Origin of the sequence: Streptomyces anulatus (assembly GCF_000721175.1) — a bacterium.
Lineage (GTDB): Bacteria > Actinomycetota > Actinomycetes > Streptomycetales > Streptomycetaceae > Streptomyces > Streptomyces anulatus_C.
The window spans coordinates 1-1,448 of the sequence record NZ_JOEZ01000096.1; the positions used below are offsets into that span (position 1 = coordinate 1).

Annotated in this window: 1 protein-coding gene; it reads right to left on the reverse strand. The window is 67.8% G+C overall.

From position 1 onward, the window contains the following. Positions 1-19: 19 nt before the first annotated feature. Positions 20-1,210: an IS110 family RNA-guided transposase gene (locus IG90_RS0138625; RefSeq protein ID WP_030595994.1), complete on the reverse strand. Its 1,191-nt coding sequence runs from the start codon at positions 1,208-1,210 to the stop codon at positions 20-22. Positions 1,211-1,448 lie beyond the last annotated feature (238 nt).

Genomic DNA, 1,448 nt, shown 5'->3' on the forward strand with positions numbered 1-1,448 from the left:
CCGATTCCTAATAGAGATGTCAAGCTGCCAGTGTGACGGGCGGTATTGGGCTGTAGCACCTTCCGTCACGCAGGAGTGCCCACAGAACGTTGACCCGGCGGCGGGCGAGGGCCATGACTGCTTGGCTGTGTCGTTTACCTTCGGCGCGTTTACGGTCGTAGAAGCGGCGGGATTCGTCGCAGCAGCGGATGCTGATCAACGCGGAGGTGTAGAAGACGCGTTGGAGGCGCCGGCTGTAGCGGGTGGGGCGGTGCAGGTTGCCACTCACCTTCCCGGAGTCGCGGGGCACCGGGGAGACGCCGGCGAAGGCGGCCAGCCTGTCCGGGCTGGCGAAGGCGCTCATGTCGCCGCCGGTGGCGGCCAGGAACTCGGCGCCCAGCAGGACGCCGATGCCGGGCATGCTCGCGATCACTTCCGCATCGCGGTGGCGGCGAAACCGGCCCTCGATGAGCTTGTCGGTCTCCGCGATCTTCTCGTTGAGGGCCATCACCTCCCTGGTCAGGGAGTGCACGACGTGGGCGGTCATGTCCTCGCCGGGGACAGTGGTGTGCTGCCCTTCGGCGGCCTGGAGGGCCTTGGCGGCGAGTTCGTCGGCACCGCGGACCTTGCGGTTGCGCAGCCAGGTGGCCAGGCGCCGTCGGCCGGTGCGGCGGATGGCGGCCGGGGTCTGGTAGCCGGTCAGCAGCACCAGGGGTCCGACGTTGCCCAGGTCGAGTTCGCGTTCCAGGCCGGGAAAGATCTCGGTGAGATGGCCGCGGAGCCGGTTGATGGTCCGGGTGCGGTCGTCGCTGAGGTCACGGCGGTGACGGGTGAGGACCTTCAGCTCGGACACCAGCTCGTCGCCGGGCCGCAAGGGCGTGAGGTCGCGCCGGATCCGGGCCTGGTCGGCGATGACCGCCGCGTCCTTGGCGTCGGTCTTGCCGTCGCCCCGGTAGCCCTCGGAGGCCCGGTTGACTGCCCGGCCGGGGATGTAGAGGAGTTGCTGGCCGTGGTTGAGCAGGACCGCGATGACCAGGGCGGCCCCGCCGTCCGCCAGGTCGATGCCCCACGTCGCCTCGTCGCCCAGGTCGAGAACGTCTCCGAGCAGCTTGAGCAGTTCACTCTCGTCGTTGGCGACGCGCCGGGACAACAGCCGCTTGCCCGTTTCGTCGATCACCACGCAGTGGTGATGGGTCTTCCCGGCGTCGATACCGGCCCAGATCGCTGTCACGTCTCTCTCCGTAAGGTCGCGTTCGTACAGGTACCACGGACGACCTCGCTGTCGAGTCCCTACTGAGCGATCAGTGCCGCAATTCCTAATGAGCAGCCGAGTCGTCGTGGGGTGCCGGGCGGCGAATCGGAGGAAGCCACAACTACGGCAGACGACTGAAAGCCACACCCGGCACCCCTGGGTGAGCCAACCCTACGAATGGCTCGCTCAGCCCGATCAGCAAGGTAGGGACGACTGA